The organism is Citrobacter sp. CRE-46 (assembly GCF_059615875.1).
The window spans coordinates 1585766-1602699 of record NZ_CM184341.1 but is presented as its reverse complement, the minus strand read 5'-3'; the positions used below and the strand labels follow the sequence as shown (position 1 = coordinate 1602699).

General features: G+C 51.4%; 14 protein-coding genes. 7 read left to right on the top strand and 7 right to left on the bottom strand.

All coding sequences use genetic code 11. From position 1 onward, the window contains the following. Positions 1-6: 6 nt before the first annotated feature. From pgtA to pgtC, 3 genes are read right to left on the bottom strand one after another with little or no spacing between them, the layout of a single operon-like run. A complete protein-coding gene (pgtA, locus tag AC534G_RS07500; RefSeq protein WP_038642409.1) occupies positions 7-1254 on the bottom strand; it encodes a two-component system response regulator PgtA in 1248 nt (415 codons plus the stop codon). Further along, positions 1244-3235, bottom strand: a complete 1992-nt coding sequence (pgtB, locus tag AC534G_RS07495; RefSeq protein ID WP_170973253.1) for a two-component system sensor histidine kinase PgtB — start codon at positions 3233-3235, stop codon at positions 1244-1246. The genes pgtA and pgtB overlap by 11 nt, the downstream gene beginning before the upstream one ends. 11 nt (positions 3236-3246) lie before the next feature. Continuing rightward, entirely contained in the window at positions 3247-4440 is a 1194-nt protein-coding gene (pgtC, locus tag AC534G_RS07490) for a phosphoglycerate transport regulator PgtC (RefSeq protein WP_199981248.1), read from the bottom strand. Positions 4441-4861: 421 nt separating this feature from the next. Between pgtC and pgtP the strand changes: the two genes are divergently transcribed. Then, positions 4862-6253 carry a phosphoglycerate transporter PgtP gene (gene pgtP / locus AC534G_RS07485; RefSeq protein WP_110497264.1) on the top strand — a complete coding sequence of 464 codons (1392 nt, stop codon included), beginning with the start codon at positions 4862-4864 and terminating at the stop codon, positions 6251-6253. Positions 6254-6361: 108 nt separating this feature from the next. On the opposite strand, the gene AC534G_RS07480 is transcribed toward pgtP, so the two are convergent. Next, the gene (locus AC534G_RS07480; RefSeq protein WP_038642414.1) at positions 6362-6604 is read right to left on the bottom strand and encodes a DUF2545 family protein; all 243 of its coding nucleotides are present in this window, start codon (positions 6602-6604) and stop codon (positions 6362-6364) included. Positions 6605-7044: 440 nt separating this feature from the next. Between AC534G_RS07480 and lpxP the strand changes: the two genes are divergently transcribed. Then, positions 7045-7965 carry a kdo(2)-lipid IV(A) palmitoleoyltransferase gene (gene lpxP / locus AC534G_RS07475; protein ID WP_038642416.1) on the top strand — a complete coding sequence of 307 codons (921 nt, stop codon included), beginning with the start codon at positions 7045-7047 and terminating at the stop codon, positions 7963-7965. A 41-nt stretch (positions 7966-8006) separates the two neighbouring features. Here lpxP and AC534G_RS07470 read toward each other — a convergent pair whose 3' ends face one another. Then, a complete protein-coding gene (locus AC534G_RS07470) occupies positions 8007-8621 on the bottom strand; it encodes a lysozyme inhibitor LprI family protein (protein WP_069324515.1) in 615 nt (204 codons plus the stop codon). A gap of 342 nt (positions 8622-8963) precedes the next feature. Here AC534G_RS07470 and ypdK point away from each other — a divergent pair, with 342 nt between their 5' ends. Continuing rightward, complete coding sequence (ypdK, locus tag AC534G_RS07465; protein WP_010723117.1) at positions 8964-9035, top strand: membrane protein YpdK; 72 nt, start codon at positions 8964-8966, stop codon at positions 9033-9035. 65 nt (positions 9036-9100) lie between these two features. Here the strand turns inward: ypdK and alaC are convergent, their stop codons facing one another. Beyond that, positions 9101-10339, bottom strand: coding sequence for an alanine transaminase (alaC, locus tag AC534G_RS07460; RefSeq protein WP_038642420.1), 1239 nt, complete (start codon positions 10337-10339; stop codon positions 9101-9103). A 386-nt stretch (positions 10340-10725) separates the two neighbouring features. Between alaC and AC534G_RS07455 the strand changes: the two genes are divergently transcribed. The 4 genes from AC534G_RS07455 (at position 10726) to AC534G_RS07440 (ending at position 14341) form a co-directional block, all read left to right on the top strand. Further along, the gene (locus AC534G_RS07455) at positions 10726-12423 is read left to right on the top strand and encodes a sensor histidine kinase (protein WP_071888159.1); all 1698 of its coding nucleotides are present in this window, start codon (positions 10726-10728) and stop codon (positions 12421-12423) included. 14 nt (positions 12424-12437) lie between these two features. Next, positions 12438-13172, top strand: a complete 735-nt coding sequence (ypdB, locus tag AC534G_RS07450) for a two-component system response regulator YpdB (protein WP_038642424.1) — start codon at positions 12438-12440, stop codon at positions 13170-13172. Positions 13173-13187: 15 nt separating this feature from the next. Further along, the gene (locus tag AC534G_RS07445) at positions 13188-14051 is read left to right on the top strand and encodes an AraC family transcriptional regulator (RefSeq protein ID WP_038642425.1); all 864 of its coding nucleotides are present in this window, start codon (positions 13188-13190) and stop codon (positions 14049-14051) included. A 101-nt stretch (positions 14052-14152) separates the two neighbouring features. Beyond that, a complete protein-coding gene (locus AC534G_RS07440; RefSeq protein WP_071888160.1) occupies positions 14153-14341 on the top strand; it encodes a hypothetical protein in 189 nt (62 codons plus the stop codon). 77 nt (positions 14342-14418) lie between these two features. Here AC534G_RS07440 and ptsP read toward each other — a convergent pair whose 3' ends face one another. Continuing rightward, complete coding sequence (ptsP, locus tag AC534G_RS07435) at positions 14419-16914, bottom strand: phosphoenolpyruvate--protein phosphotransferase (protein WP_110497262.1); 2496 nt, start codon at positions 16912-16914, stop codon at positions 14419-14421. Positions 16915-16934 lie beyond the last annotated feature (20 nt).

The window sequence follows — 16934 nt, the reverse complement described above, 5'->3', positions numbered from 1 at the left end:
TCGCCACTAAAACTTATAGTGTTCTTTGCTCAGCCCGTATTTTCTCATGCGTAAATACAGTTTTTTACGCGGAATTTGTAAATACTCCGCCACTTCATTAATGCGTCCCTGATGAATATTTAACGCCTCGGTAATAATCTGCCGCTCGTACTCCTCCACCCGGCGATCGAGCGGCGTCGGTTCAGGCATATGCAGCTGCGGATTTGCGGTTTCAGCCAGCGGAAGTAGCCCAACGGCAAAAAGCTCAGCGGCGTTCGCCAGCTCCCGAACATTACTTAACCACACGCGGCGCCGCATGCCTTTCAGGAGTTCCCCGTCAACGTCAGGTACCGGATGATTCAGGCGCAGACAGGCTTTCTGCAGATAATGACGAAACAGGGGCTCAATATCATCGGGACGCTGTGATAACGGCTGACAAGCGATTTGCGTCATCGCGAAACAGTAATAGAGTTCTGCCACAATCTGGTTAGTTGCCGCCAGTTCCACCAGCGATGTGGCGCCAATGCCGATTAAGCGAAAAGGACGCCGCTCCTGGCTTTGCAGGTGCACCAGTTGGTGCTGCTGTTCGCGCGTCAGGCATTCAATATGGCTCAGGACCAGCGTACCGCCTTGCGCCTGGGCAATAAGGTCATTGAGTTGTCCCGCATTGCCTGGCGTCAATTCACCGCGGATAAACGGTTCCTCGGTGCTGCGCCCAAGCTGATGCAAATAACGGGCTCCCGTCATACGCCCCGTTCCCGCCTCGCCATAAAACCAGACGGCAATATCCGTTTCCGCCAGCTGCTGCAGACGCTGGCGGTACTGATTGACCCATTCGCTGTAACCGATCAGCTCAACCTGCAGCTTTTGCTGACAATAGTGGCGACGCGCAATCACCGATTTTCGCTGACGCAGCGCATCTTCTACCAACAACAGCAGTTTGCCGGGGTCGACCGGTTTTTGCAGAAAATCCCAGGCCCCTTTTTTCACCGCTTCCACGGCCATCGGGACGTCGCCATGGCCGGTGATCAACAGGATCGGCAGCTGATTATCATCCTGATGAAACAACGTCATGAGATCAATTCCATTGCAGCCAGGCATACACACGTCGCTCAGGACAATCCCCGGCCAGTCGGCCTGTAGCCAATTTCGGGCGTCAAAAGGGTTACTGCATGCGTATACACGATAACCCTCCTGTTCAAGCAACAGCGTGTAAGCGTCGAGAACATCGGCATCGTCATCAATCAGCAAAACAGCATATTCATCACACAACATCGTTTACATCCGTCAGATTAAATTGCAGCACGACGCAGGCATTGCGCCCCGGCGTCGAGGCCAGGCGCAGCTCGCCGTTCATTTGCGTCATTAACGATACACAAATTGATAAACCAATACCGAGCCCCACATCCTTACTGGTGGTAAACGGCTTTAATAGTGATGGCAACAACGCGCCTGGCCAGCCGGGGCCGTTATCACAGACTAAGACACACAATCGGTGGCCTTCAGCCTGCCAGTGAACCTCTATTTCCGCGGCAGCCGGACAGGCATCCAGCGCATTTGCCAGTATGTTTACCAGTACCTGCTGAATACGCACTTCATCACCTGCCACCCACACACTGTGAGCAGGAAGCGTCAGCGTACCCTGCTGCTTATGGCGCATAGCCAGCAGTTCCCAGGCAGCAGTAAACGTTTGTCGTAGATCGACCGGATGTAAAGGCGCGCCCGGCTCAGCCCGACGCGCAAACTGACGCAGCGAACGGATAATGGCATCGATGCGGGTAATCAGCCCCTCCGCTTTGGTTAACGTGCTTCTGGCCTGAGCGGATTGCCCCTGCTCAATTGCCCTTCCCGCCGTAAACAGGTACATCGACAGCGCATTCAGCGGTTGATTAATTTCGTGCGCCAGAGTGGTCATGGTCTGGCCGACCACCGCCAGTTTAGCCGTCTGGATCAGCTCATCCTGCGTTGCCCGGAGATCGGACTCAATCTCCTTACGCTCCGCCACTTCCTGCTCAAGCTGATTTTTTTGCGCATTCAACTGGCCCAGAGTATGGCGCAGCAGGCCCGCGATACGCCCCAATTCATCGCGCCCGTAAACCGGGATAGTGGCGTCCGTTCGCCCCAGACCGATTTGCACCACAGCCTGGTTGAGCGCGGTAAAACGCTTCACCAGCCGGGAACGAATGAAGTAGTGGTTAAGTCCCCAGGCGAGAAGGAGCGCCAGCAGCGTCGCCAACAGAATAAGTCCGCCGCTGACGCGAACAATTTGTTCCAGCCGCTGGTTAAACATCTGCATTTGCTGATGGCTACTTCCCAATTGCGCTTCAAGCAGTGTTCGAAAGCGCCCGAGCGTTGCCTCTCTGGCGTGGTTGGCATCAATGAGCGCTTTTTGCGCAGCGACATAATCGCGCATCGTATCGGGCATTTTATTTTTCATCATCCCGATTTCCAGCAGTTCATCAATGGTTTGCCGCAGGGTGATGGTACTGGGCCAGTCATCGAGGGTACGGATGTTTTCATCGGCGGTTTTCTTCAGATTCTCCAGGTAGCGGATATGGTTCTCCACCAGCATCCCGTCGTCGCTGCCCGATTTCAGTTCATTAAGCCTGTCGCGTAAATCATCGACGATCTGATTTTCAATTCTTGCCAGGGTGTAAACCTGCTGCTGCTCGTTTTGCACCTCTCTGGCACGTTTGAGATACAGCGCCGCATCGCCACTTTTTGCCTCGATTTGATCCAACAACGTCCCCTGCTGCCAGGTAAAATCCTGCACCAGTGAATTCAGCTCGGTGTTAAAATCATCGTGTAGCCAGTCGATGCGTGCGGAGAGTTCACTCACTTTTTCACGCACGAGGAACATGTTGTAGAGCACCCGGTCCAGTTCCGCCATCAGCGCCCGGCTGTCCTGCAAAATCACCGCCAGCTGCTGTTGTTCTGCGGGTTGTAGCCCCCGGCTCAGTGTCTCGATTTTATCCAGATGCGAAATTATCTGATTGCGCAGTTGCAGCCTCACCGTCGTGTTGGGGGCCAGCAGGAATTCATTAAGCTGATCCACAACCAGGTTAAGATTCCCTTCAATCAAAAAAGCGGAATGCACGCGCGGGAAGTAATCATCAAGCGAATAGCGTATCTGCGAGCTCTGCTCATGCCATGAGTACAAACTGACGCAGCTTACGCTCAACGTCAGTAGTGCGCCCGTCAGAAAGGCTCCCCGCAGGCTGCTGCTGATGTTGAGCTGCCGCAGGCGTTGCAGTATCGATCCACCTTTCATTTTAATTCTTCCAGTTTTGCTATCGCCTGACGTTGATTTTTAAGAAACCACAGCTGCCATTCCATCATCTGCTGTTCGGCAAAGCTTTTGTTATCGAACTGAGCAAGCCAGGCCTCATCTTCACTACGCCTGGCATCTATCGGGACGCTGGTCAGTAAGGCTCTGATTTCGGGTAACGGGCGTTTCAGGCGCGCTTCCGCACTGTATAGCGCTCGCCAGGCATCTTTCAGTTGTGCGAGACGAAAACTGATGGCGGTATCAAACATCCGTTGCACCAGCCGCTGCCGCTTAAGGATCAGCCGATAATTAAGCGCAGGCTGATTCATCAACATAGCCTGTTGAGCGGCCCGTGGGTTATCTGGCGCGAGCTGGGTAACCGGATATTTTCCCGTATTCGCATCCGCAAGGATCCGCTGTCCTTCCGGACTTAATAAGTAGCGGATAAAACGACGCGCTTCACTGGCGTGCTGGCTGTTCTTGAGAACGGCGACATAGGTTGGCGACACTGCGGAGCGAGGAAAATAGGTAAAGGCCAGATGCGGATCGTTGAGCAACAGGTTGGCATAGTTATCAATGACCGGTCCGGCAACGCCAAGACCGCTCTTAATTTTGTCGGCGACGCCAAAACTGCGTGATGAAATCGTCACCAGATTACCCGCGCTCGCTAACAGCGTCGCCCAGCCCTCTTCCCACCCTTTTTGCTGCAACAGCGACTCAACCATCAGATGATTGGTATCGGAACGTGACGGACTACTCATCAACAACGCATTCTGATATTTAGGCTGCGTTAAATCCGCCCAGTCAGCAGGAGGAGAAAGGTGTCGCGCCGCCAGCGCGGAACGGTTAATTAGCAGGCCAAAACCGGATATCGCCACCGCCACAGAGGTAGAACGAATAGACTCAGGCACCAGCCTCTGGCTTTCCGGCAGCGCATTATCAAAGGGCGCCAGCTTCTGATGCTCCTGAAGATGCTGTAACAGCATGGGCGATGAGGTCAAAATGAGATCAACATTTTCCGCATTCGCGGTATCAAGCAGTTGTTCCAGCGAGCTGCTGGTCCGGTTTAACGTGCGAATCATCACCGATCCCTGCTGCGTCTGCCAGCGCTGGATAATCCAGGCCGTGGCGCCGGGAGAAAAGGTTGTGGCCATCACCAGCTCTTTACTCAACGCCTGGCGACTCGCCAACAGCGACATGAAACAGAGCAAGATTGCCCAAAAACGCCGCCAACAGAAAAGTCTGTTTGTGATCCCGTTCATAAATACCAACATGTGCAAAAAATAATATTGAGACAAAACTTACCCGTTTATCACTACAGCTGAGAGGAATAAGGTTATTCGCAAGTTTACCAAACGGAAAGTGACTACATCAGCAAAGAATACCCGAAAATACAGTATGAATTTGTTAATATCCGCACATGCCAGCAATAAAAGTCCGCGCAAAAGAACAGAAATAAAATATCATTATTTAAAAAGAGTCAAAATCCGCCGCACTACCCGCAAAATGGGTCAATAATGACACATTTCATCGACTTGAGTTTCTCTCCTGCCTATTTCACTCTTCACCACGAAAACTCCTGATATTCACATCAATATAAATTTAGGTGATGATATGTTATCAATATTTAAGGCAGGGCCTGCGGCAAATAAAGTCCCGGCGGAGAAAGTCCAGGAAACTTATGGCCGCTATCGCATTCAGGCATTACTCAGCGTATTCCTGGGCTATCTTGCGTACTATATTGTGCGTAATAACTTCACGCTCTCAACGCCTTATCTGAAGGAGCATCTGGATCTCAGCGCCACGCAGATCGGTTTACTCAGCAGTTGTATGCTTATCGCCTATGGGATCAGTAAAGGCATTATGAGCAGCCTGGCAGACAAAGCCAGCCCCAAAGTCTTTATGGCATGCGGTTTGATTCTGTGCGCCATCGTCAACGTAGGTTTAGGATTCAGTACCGGATTCTGGATTTTTGCCGCGCTGGTTGTCTTCAACGGCTTGTTCCAGGGGATGGGCGTCGGCCCTTCATTTATTACTATCGCCAACTGGTTTCCGCGTAAAGAACGTGGACGCGTTGGCGCATTCTGGAATATCTCACACAATGTCGGTGGTGGTATTGTTGCCCCGATCGTTGGTGCCGCCTTTGCCATTTTGGGAAGTGAACACTGGCAAAGCGCCAGCTATATTGTTCCGGCCGGCGTTGCCGTCCTGTTTGCATTTATCGTGCTGATGCTGGGGAAAGGTTCACCACGCCAGGAAGGTTTACCGGCTCTGGAACAAATGATGCCGGAAGAAAAAATTGTATTAAATGCCCGACACGCTGTCCAGGCGCCAGAAAATATGAGCGCCTTCCAGATCTTCTGCACTTATGTCCTGCGTAATAAAAATGCCTGGTATGTTTCACTGGTAGATGTTTTTGTCTATATGGTACGTTTTGGCATGATTAGCTGGTTGCCAATTTATCTGTTAACCGAAAAACATTTCTCGAAAGAGGAAATGAGCGTCGCTTTTTTATTTTTCGAATGGGCGGCAATCCCTTCCACATTACTGGCGGGTTGGCTTACCGATAAACTGTTTAAAGGCCGTCGCATGCCATTGGCCATGATTTGTATGGCACTGATTTTCGTCTGTCTGATCGGCTACTGGAAAAGCGAATCGCTGTTGATGGTGACTATTTTTGCCGCCATCGTTGGCTGCCTGATTTATGTTCCTCAGTTCCTGGCATCCGTTCAGACCATGGAAATCGTACCCAGCTTCGCAGTGGGTTCCGCAGTAGGATTGCGCGGATTTATGAGCTACATTTTTGGCGCGTCATTGGGCACCAGCCTGTTTGGCGTAATGGTCGACAAAATGGGATGGCATGGCGGTTTCTATCTGCTGATGGGGGGAATTGTCTGTTGCATCCTGTTCTGCTACCTCTCTCATCGCGGGGCGCTGGAACTTGAGCAACAGCGGAAAAATGCTCAGCAAGAAGAAGCATCACTCCAGTTGGCTGACGCCCGTTAATCGAGTTCAGTCTCGCAAAAAGTGCCAGCGCAGCTGGCACTTCCCTACTCTCAGCTAAATAAAAAACAGCTAAACGTGAAAATTCATTTCCAATCGTAACACGCCGGATTATTGCCTACCGTCCCCCACCATAAAGCGAATGATCAAACCGCATGTTGGGGCAAGAAAAAGGAATAATCCGGTTACCATTTCGTTACCATTAGTCAACCGCATAGTAAAAACGTAAATTAAGGCGGTGAGTATGACCATGCCGATAAAAGCGCTTATTGACGCCGCAGCGCCCATTACCTGCCAGATGTAGCAACTGACGCTCAGAATACTCAATGCGAGAAAGGTCCAAAAATAGAGCATAGCGATACCTCCTGTTTGCCATAAAACTTTACGTAAGTCCTTACACTCCCTTGTTTTTATATTCTAAGATAATTTCCATCAGTTCGCAATTTAAGCAACATTTACGTTACAAAAATCACTCATCTGCTTACTATTTAGATATACACCTGGAGTTTATTTATTCATCATAAAAACAATGAATTATAAATAGTCTTTTTTTTGTTCTTAATCGCCCCCAAAATATTTACGAAACTTGAGTAATTATTTCTGGCTGACATTAATCTTCGGGTGTACATTGTGCGTCCGATCATTCATGCCCCTCGTGGTTTTGTCCTGACTCAGTTTTACACTCTTTGCAGGAACCAATGTCGTTTATGGCGGCCTAACGATCTGTGCAGAGTGTAACGCGCCAGACCCAGCGTCTTCGCGATACATCTATTTCGTATCAACAACAGGTGCTTATGTTTCCCCAATGTAAATTTTCACGCGCGTTTTTACATCCGCGCTATTGGCTCACGTGGTTTGGCGTCGGTGTGCTCTGGTTACTGGTACAACTTCCCTATCCCGTATTATGTTTTCTTGGTACCCGTACAGGAACACTGGCTCGTCCATTTTTAAAGCGCCGTGAATCTATTGCACGTAAAAACCTCGAACTCTGTTTCCCCAATCTGTCGCAGGAAGAGAGAGACAAACTGGTCGATGAGAACTTCCGTTCACTCGGCATGGGACTGCTTGAAACAGGTATGGCCTGGTTCTGGCCGGATCACCGCGTTCGCAAATGGTTTGATGTAGAAGGGTTGGACAACCTGAAACGCGCCCAGATGGAAGACCGTGGCGTGATGGTCGTAGGCGTACACTTTATGTCGCTCGAATTAGGTGGCCGCGTAATGGGGCTGTGCCAGCCGATGATGGCAACCTATCGCCCGCACAACAATAAGTTGATGGAGTGGATCCAAACCCGCGGTCGTATGCGTTCCAACAAAGCCATGATCGGCAGAAATAATCTGCGTGGCATTGTCGGCGCCCTGAAAAAAGGGGAAGCGGTATGGTTTGCTCCCGATCAGGACTACGGCCGTAAAGGAAGCTCGTTCGCGCCTTTCTTCGCCGTTAAAAACGTGGCAACCACCAATGGTACTTACGTGCTGTCACGCCTGTCGGGCGCAGCGATGCTGACCGTAACCATGGTGAGAAAAGCAGATAACTCAGGTTACCGCCTGTTTATCACACCACAAATGGAAGGTTACCCGGCAGATGAAAGCCAGGCTGCGGCTTATATGAATAAAATTATCGAAAAAGAGATCATGCGCGCGCCCGAGCAGTATCTCTGGATCCACCGTCGCTTCAAAACCCGCCCCATGGGTGAAGCCTCGTTATATATCTAAAATGAAAGGCCTTACGGCCTTTCTTTTTGTCTGTGGCTGAATTACTTAACGCCCCACTCGTTCTGTAGTTCAGCCATGCGCTCATTGTAGTTACGAGCAATACAGGCTGGTTTATCCTGCTCTTTCCAGCACTCGTTTCGTCCTTTAACCCAGCCGCGCTGCTCCGCTTTCAGCGTTGGGTTATTTTTCGATTTAACCAACGCCTGTTTGTAGACCCCGTTCAACTTAACATCCAGCTCGGAGAGTGATGGACTCTGGCAAATAACTTCTTCAATACTTCCCTTTGCCACCGCTGAGCAGGAGAAAGAAGGACCGCTGTGGGGCGATTTTTCCCCCGGGGCGTAGTCAATATTGTCTTCAGGCTGACAAATTCCGTGCTTACGATTTGGCCCTGACCATGAAACTTCCGGGTTGCCGTCATCTTTACGGGAGATGGAAAGCGTATTTTTGCCGCTTTTGGCTTCCCAGTAGTTTTCATTGAAGCTCTTTACGGTCGCCTTGGCACCGTCAATCCAAACGTTACCTTTACCATCACTATTCACACCACCAATACTTGCGCAGCTGAAATTAAACGCCAACGGTGAGGCCGCCATCGACGTCACTGGCGTAAGAACGAGTGCTAACATCATTAATCTGGTCATTTTTAACCTTTTCATTATTGAATTCCGCGAAAAATTAACCACATTCATACTATGGTGATATGAGAATTCTCCGACTAATCATTACGTCGCTCAATAGCAATTTATTACCGGCAGAAATTAAACTGTCGCCGAATCACGACACTTGTAAGTTATTAAAATTAAATAGAAAAATGCCTCTTGTCTCACCTCATTTTTAGGCGTACATTAGCGCCGTCTGGAGCACTAAAGCTCAGAATTCTGAGGTGATGCCGCCAGGCAAACGAGGGATATTCTCCATTTCGTTTGCGCGTGCATCAGCTCTCTGTCAGGTAAGCATATGTTCATTCAGACGTACCCAGGTACGCGGAGAGATGAAAAGTGAAATATTTCTTTATGGGCATTTCTTTTATGGTCATCGTTTGGGCCGGTACGTTCGCCCTGATGATCTAAATAAAAGACGCAGCAAAAACAGGAGCCATCAGGCTCCTGTTTGCTTTTGGAGATCTCACGATCGGTTAGTCGGTACTTTCAATAGCCGATTTCGCACTGGCAGGCAGTAAGCCATCTGCGCGGAACATCGCTTTGATGCCGCGGATCGCCTGGCGGGTACGGTCACGGTTTTCAATTAAGGCAAAACGCACGTGCGTATCGCCATAATCACCAAAGCCAATCCCCGGCGAAACACATACTTTCGCTTCGTTCAGCAGTTTCTTGGCAAACTCAAGTGACCCCATCGCGGCATATTGCTCAGGAATTTTCGCCCAAACGTACATTGAGGCCTTTGGCATCTCAACCATCCAACCGGCCTCATGCAGTCCTTTAACCAGCACATCACGACGGCGTTTATACTGCTCGGCAATATCCCGTACGCATTGCTGATCGCCTTCCAGCGCCGCGATTGCCGCAACCTGCAACGGTGTAAACGTCCCGTAATCGTGATAACTCTTGATGCGTGCCAGCGCGTTGACCAGCGTTTTATTGCCAACCATAAAACCGATACGCCAGCCCGCCATGTTGTAGCTTTTCGACAGGGTGAAAAATTCAACCGCGACATCACGAGCGCCAGGTACTTGCATAATCGATGGCGCTTTCCAGCCATCGTAAACGATATCGGCATAGGCGAGATCGTGAACCACCAGCACGTCATAGCGTTTAGCCAGCGCGACGACTTTTTCGAAAAACTCCAGCTCGACGCACTGTGCTGTCGGGTTGGACGGGAAACCTAAGATCATCATCTTCGGTTTCGGGTAGCTTTCACGGATCGCGCGCTCCAGCTCATTAAAGAAATCGACACCTTCAACCAGCGGCACTGACCGTACCTGCGCCCCGGCAATCACCGCGCCATAAATATGGATCGGATAGCTCGGGTTGGGTACGAGAACCGTATCACCATGATCGAGCGTTGCCAGCATCAGGTGCGCCAGTCCCTCCTTGGAACCAATAGTCACAATCGCTTCGGATTCGGGATCAATCTCAACGTCATAGCGTTCCTGATACCAGCGGGAAATCGCCCGACGCAGACGCGGAATGCCGCGAGACGTGGAATAGCCATGCGTGTCCGGGCGCTGCGCCACGGTACACAGTTTTTCAACAATGTGAGGAGGCGTGGCCCCATCCGGGTTCCCCATACTGAAATCGATAATATCTTCGCCGCGCCGACGCGCAGCCATCTTCAGTTCAGCGGTAATGTTAAAAACGTAAGGGGGAAGGCGATCAATACGCGTAAAGCGACGTTCAGGGCGGGTGTCAGCCATAATATCCTCAGATTAACGTTAGCGCCCGGACCGTCCGAGCGACGCTGCCACGATGGTGGCACGTTTAGAAAATAGCCTGAATAATTTCCTTCTGTCGAGAGGCAAAACAAAATATTTTTTTCGACACAAATGAGGAACAGGCAAACAAAATGAGGAAATATTCATTTTCACACACAGCTAAAAATTACCATCATTTAACATTTTATTGTTGAAAACATTACCTTGATCTTTGCGCTTAGAAGACAGGTATTGTAAATACAACAACAATGCAACAATCCCCTTTTAATATTAAGGTTTTTCCTCATTAGCCGCAGGCTGCGCGGGCGCTGGTCATCCAGACTCAGGTTGCCTATCATAGAGGTTTAACCCCTGCGCAAGAGTCACCCGTGCACGAAATATTTAATATGCTGCTGGCGGTATTTGACCGGGCAGCGCTGATGCTGTTTTGTCTGTTTTTCCTGATTCGTATCCGCCTGTTTCGCGAACTGTTGCACAAGTCAGCTCACTCCCCGAAAGAGTTGCTCGCCGTCACCGCGATTTTCTCGATGTTTGCCCTGTTCAGTACCTGGTCCGGCGTACCGGTTGAAGGCTCACTGGTAAACGTACGTATTATCGCGGTCATGTCAGGGGGAATTTTGTTCGGTCCGTGGGTCGGCATCATTACGGGACTCATCGCCGGCACCCACCGCTACCTGATTGATATTGGCGGCGTAACCGCCCTACCCTGCTTTATTACCAGTATTCTGGCAGGCTGCATTGCCGGGTGGATCAACCGTAAGATCCCCAAAGCGCAACACTGGCGCGCAGGTATTTTAGGCGGAATGCTGTGCGAATCCCTGACCATGATCCTCGTCGTTGCCTGGGCGCCTACGACCGCGCTGGGGCTGGATATCGTCTCGAAAATCGGTATCCCGATGATCCTGGGCAGCGTCTGTATTGGTTTTATCGTCATGCTGGTTCAAAGCGTGGAGGGCGAGAAAGAAGCCAGCGCCGCGAAACAGGCCAAGCTGGCACTGGATATCGCCAACAAAACCCTGCCGCTTTTCCGTCACGTCAACAGCGAGTCGCTCCGCCAGGTGTGTGAAATTATTCGCCATGACATCCATGCAGACGCCGTCGCGATTACCAATACCCAGCACGTTCTGGCCTACGTTGGCGTGGGTGAACTGAATTACCGCGATAACGATGACTTCGTCAGCCCGACCACGCGACAGGCGATCAATTACGGAAAAATCATCATCAAAAACAATGATGAAGCACATCGGACACCGGAAATACACTCCATGCTGGTGATCCCGCTTTGGGAGAAAGGCGTTGTCACCGGCACGCTGAAGATCTACTACTGTCACGCTCACCAGATCACCTCCTCGCTACAGGAAATGGCCATCGGCCTGTCGCAAATTATCTCGACTCAGCTTGAGGTTTCTCGGGCGGAACAGCTACGCGAAATGGCAAATAAGGCAGAACTGCGGGCACTGCAGAGTAAAATAAATCCCCATTTCCTGTTTAACGCCCTGAACGCTATTTCGTCGTCGGTGCGACTTAACCCGGACACCGCGCGCCAGCTCATTTTTAATTTGTCGCGTTATCTTCGCTATAATATTGAATTAAAAGATGATGAGCAGATCGACATCAAGAAAGAGCTGTACCAAATCAAGGATTACATCGCCATCGAACAGGCCCGTTTTGGCGACAAGCTGACGGTTATTTATGATATTGATGAAGAGGTAAGCTGTTATATTCCCAGCCTGCTGATTCAGCCGCTTGTCGAGAACGCCATTGTTCATGGTATTCAACCCTGCAAAGGAAAAGGCGTGGTGACCATCAGCGTTGCAGAGTGCGGAAATCGGGTACGAATTGCCGTGCGGGACACCGGTCATGGGATCGATCCGAAAGTGATTGAGCGGGTCGAATCCAATGAAATGCCGGGTAATAAAATTGGCCTGTTGAATGTCCATCATCGCGTTAAGCTGCTCTATGGCGAAGGATTACTGATCCGCCGTCTGGAGCCGGGCACAGAGATTGCCTTTTATGTGCCTAATCAGCACTCGCCCGCAGCCGCACCGGCCACATTATTGCTTTAACCAGGAGTGAAGTCGTGAAAGTCATCATTGTCGAAGATGAATTCCTGGCCCAACAGGAACTAAGCTGGCTGATAAAAGAGCACAGCCAGATGGAGATTGTCGGCACATTTGACGACGGTCTTGACGTGCTGAAATATCTCCAGCACAACCGCGTTGACGCTATTTTTCTGGATATCAATATTCCCTCGCTGGATGGTGTACTGTTGGCGCAAAACATCAGCCAGTTCGCGCATAAGCCCTTTATTGTGTTTATTACCGCGTGGAAAGAGCACGCTGTTGAAGCTTTCGAGCTGGAAGCTTTTGACTATATTCTGAAACCGTATCAGGAATCGCGCATTGTCGGCATGCTGCAAAAGCTGGAGACCGCCTGGCAACAGCAGCAAGCGGGAACCTCGCCAGCCAGCCCGGTGATCCGGGAAAACGATACGATCAACCTGATCAAAGATGAGCGGATCATCGTAACCCCGATCAACGACATCTACTACGCTGAAGCCCATGAAAAGATGACCTTCGTCTATACCCGGCGCGAGTCGTATGTGATGCCAATGAACATCACCGAATTTTGCAGCAAACTGCCTGCTTCGCATTTCTTCCGCTGCCACCGCTCATTCTGTGTCAATTTGAATAAAATTCGCGAGATCGAACCCTGGTTTAACAACACCTACATTCTGCGCTTAAAAGACCTGGAATTTGAAATCCCGGTGAGTCGGAGTAAAGTGAAAGAGTTCAGACAGTTAATGCACTTATAGCGCAGAGAAAGAGCAATGAAAGAGCCAGGCCTGCCCGCCGACCAACAGTTTTTTGCCGATCTGTTCAGCGGCCTGGTGTTAAATCCGCAGCGTCTGGGGCGCGTATGGTTCGCTACCCCGCGAACCACATTACCGACCGGCAGTTTATGTATTGACCTGCCCCGCCTGGATATCGTGCTGCGCGGAGAGTACAGCAACCAACTGGAAAAGCAGCAGCACAGTCTGGCGGAAGGCGACATGTTGTTCATCCCGGCGAAAGCGGCGAATTTACCAGGCAACGATAAACCGGTGATGCTCTTGAGCCTGGTATTTTCTCCAGCCTGGCTGGGCCTCTCTTTTTACGACAACCGAACCGCATCGCTGTTGCGTCCCGTACGTCGCATTGAGTTACCACATCCGCAGCGCGGTGAAGGCGAGGCGATGCTTACCGCATTGACCCATTTAAGCCGCTCACCTCAGGCCCAGGATATTATTCAACCGCTGGTGCTGAGTCTGCTGCACCTGTGCCGCAGCGTGGTAAACACCCGGCCTGATATAGCGCGCCCGCGCTCTGAATTTCTCTATCACAGCATATGTAATTGGGTCCAGGACAACTATGCCCAATCGCTGAGCCGGGAAAACGTAGCGCAGTTTTTTAATATCACGCCGAATCACTTATCTAAAATATTTACCCAGCATGGCACCATGGGATTTGTCGAGTACGTGCGGTGGGTGAGAATGGCGAAGGCGCGCATCATCTTACAGAAATATCATCTGTCGATTAGCGAAGTCGCACAGCGTTGCGGGTATCAGGACAGTGATTATTTTTGTCGCCTGTTCCGCCGTCAGTTTGGCCTGACGCCGGGCGAGTACGGCGCGCGTTTCCAGTCAGCACGTTGATTGAAACAACACCAACGCGTTAGTCATATCCACTTATATCGTTGTAGAATAATGCCCCTACGCACATAACGTGCAGGCTGACTCAACAAAGTGAATATTCGATGAAAAACAGACGTGCACTTTCCCTGATGTGTCTTCAGATGCTGGAATCAGGTGCGGATCGTCGGACCGTGAAAAGAGCGCTCACCGCCCGACGCGTAAAAGGTCGCCAGGCGGTAGTACTGCTCTGCAAACAAGAGATGACGTTATTAAGGGCCGGGAAACTGCCGATTCAACACACCATAAATTAATAATTTCTCTATCAGAAGCCTTTACGCAGCCTGCAAGCGCCTCGCCGCAGGCTGGAAAGCGTTCCTCTCTGTAGAATTTAAAACGTCAGTTCCGCCTCCAGCAGCGCCAGAATGCTTTCGGCATCGGTAGCGGCAAACAACGACTGGCGGAACTGCTTGTTCACCAGCTTACGCGCAAGCTGCGAGAAGACCTTCACGTGGTTAATGCCTTCATCGGCGCCCAGCGTCAGCATGATCACCAGTTCAACGTCGCCCATCTCGGACTGCCAGTCTATCGGCTGAGCAAGCCGGGCAATACTGATACTGGAATGGTTGATCCACTGGGATTTAGTATGTGGGATAGCAACCCCGAAACCTACGGCGGTAGTGACTATCTCTTCACGCTGCCAGACATCTTCCTCCAGCTCAAACGGATGTTCGGTGCGTCCATTTACCCCAAGATTGCCACATAAGAACTGGATCGCCTGCTCTTTGTTGGTAAGGGGCTCACTAACAAAAATATTCTCCAGCGCCAGTAGCGGCCGCACCTCTTTCTGTGGCGCAAACTGGTTCAGCAGATCTTCAATCTCCTGAGCGCAGCGACACTCGCAGGCCTGCATAGCGAGTTCGCGACACGCCTGGCTGTCCAGTTGACGAAGCTGGCTTTTCACTGCCGGAATCCGTGGGCTGCTCATACTTAGTTCGTCAAGCCCTAAGCCCAACAGCAGCGGCAAGTAACGTCCTTCGCCGCCCAATTCTCCGCAAATGCCCACCCATTTACCACGTTCGTGCGCCACGCGAACAATCTGCTGCAACATCCGCAAGAACGAGGGCGTAATCGGGTTGTACAGTGGCGACACGCGAGGATTATTGCGATCGACAGCGTACAGATACTGGGTCATGTCATTGGAACCAATGCTGAAGAAATCCACCTCATCGCAGAAGTGGTCGATGATGTAACACACCGAAGGTACTTCAACCATAATGCCCAATGAAATTGTCGGTGCATGACGTAAACCCTCTGCTTTCAGCTCTACCAGTGCTTTTTGCAATTCGCTTTTTACCCATAAAATCTGGTCGAGGCTGTGCACCATCGGGATCATCAACTGCGCATTACCGAAGGTTGCAGCGCGTAAAATGGCGCGCAACTGCGTGCGAAACAGCCCGGCAAACTCTGGATAAATCCGCACTGCGCGATAGCCCAGGAATGGGTTCTCTTCTTGCGGAATATTGAGATAGCGGATGTTCTTATCGCCACCAATATCCATCGTGCGAAAGATAACCGGCTTGTCGCCCGCAGCCAACAACACCTGCTGGTAGGCCTCAAACTGTTCCTGCTCGTCAGGAGCGCTGTCGCGATCCATAAACAGCATTTCTGTGCGAAACAACCCAATCCCTTCCGCGCCATTGGCAAACGCCCCCGGCGCTTCCAGCGCGGTGCCAATATTCGCTGCGACGTCAATTCGTTGATTATCTTTGGTTAACGCGGGCTGGGCGGCGTCAAGCGCTTGCCGACGCTGGCATTCGTCGGCAAGCTTCTGCGCAATCGCGTAGTAGCCGCGAACCGCCTCGTCTGGATTAATGGCCAGGACTCCACATCGGGCATCCAGGACTGCGGGTTGCCCGGCATAGCGGCTAATCGCTGCCAGCGGCAAGCCGCTAAGCACCGGAATCGCCGACGCCCGAGCGAGGATCAGCGTATGCGAGGTGCGCCCTGTTTTCTCAAGGATCATGCCTGACAGATGCTGCAAATCGAGACTCAAAAACTGACTGGGCGTCAGATCTTCAGCCACCAGAATCGTTGGTTTTTCCAGCACCAGCGCATGGCGCGGCCGCTTTTCAGGCCACGTAATATGTAGCAATTGTTCGCTGATATCACGGATGTCGCTGACGCGTTCACGCAGGTAATCGCTGCCGGAAGCCGACAGCTTGTCGCATACTTGCTCCATATTGGTAATAATCGCCGCCCCCAGCCCCAGATGCTGCTCCAGCATTAAGCGGCGAATATTCCCGGCAAACTCGTCGTCCTGAATCAGAGACAGATGCGCGCTGAGAATGGTTTTACTCTCACCATCGCGCTCACGCAGTTGCTGATTGAGCAGTTCCGCCAGCGTTGCCAGACTGTGCTCCAGCCTGGCGTTGTCTTCCGCACTCGCCGCAATCGCGCGATAGCTCTCCAGATTATCACTCTGCCACAGCGTGAGCTGACCTGCCCCCACGCCGCCTGCCAGCACAGTGCCATACAGCAAATCCGGGTTGAGCCGAATCAGCGAACGCGGCAACGGATGCGCCGCCAGTTCCGCCGCCCCTGGCTGAACGCTGTCGCTGTCGATAAACCGCTGCTGAATGTACTCCTCCAGCACCCGCCTGGCCTGCTCTTCATCCTGACCGGTGATGGTTAAGCTACAGCTGTCATTAAACAGCGTCCCGGTGCCAATCAGCGCCAGCGAGCTTTTCGCATCCGCTTTGGCGTTTTGACGATGGTTGAAAAACATCACCTCACTTTGCCACTGGCTGCACTGCTCTTTCAGCTCCCATGCTGGACGCGCATGCAGTCCATTGGGTAACGGGCAAAGAAATTGAATCGTTAGCATAACAACTCCTGATTAGCGCG